We start from the raw sequence: 356 nt of genomic DNA on the forward strand, positions 1-356 counted from the left end.
GTGGAATATCAGCAAATAGCGGCCGCATGGTTTGGTCCTTGCCCAGTACGGATGCTTTTGAGTGTCCTGGAACGGTGGGGGCCCGGGTTGTGCGGTTTAGTGTTTGGCACACTGTTGGGTCCTGAGACAACAGGGCCGGGGGGAGGGTGACTTTCTTCCGGGACTTGTGTTTCTGGTTTCCCGGCTGCAACGTTTCATGCATCGTGCGGGTCCTTTCGGGGGTCCGGGTGTGTGGGGTGTGTGGTACGGGGTTGTTGTTTGAGAACTACATAGTGGACGCGAGCATCTTTTATAAGAAGCAATTTCCAAGAATATGAACCTGGATCTGGTTCCATGCCTTCGGGTGTGGGGACGGT

1 protein-coding gene is annotated in these 356 nt (G+C 55.1%); it reads right to left on the bottom strand.

Annotation, left to right across the window (positions count from 1 at the left end; genetic code table 11):
- A partial coding sequence (locus AC1DH3_RS16695; protein ID WP_476909820.1) for a hypothetical protein occupies positions 1-202 on the bottom strand: 202 nt, incomplete at its 3' end.
- Positions 203-356 lie beyond the last annotated feature (154 nt).

The organism is Arthrobacter sp. 05L428 (assembly GCF_056397665.1).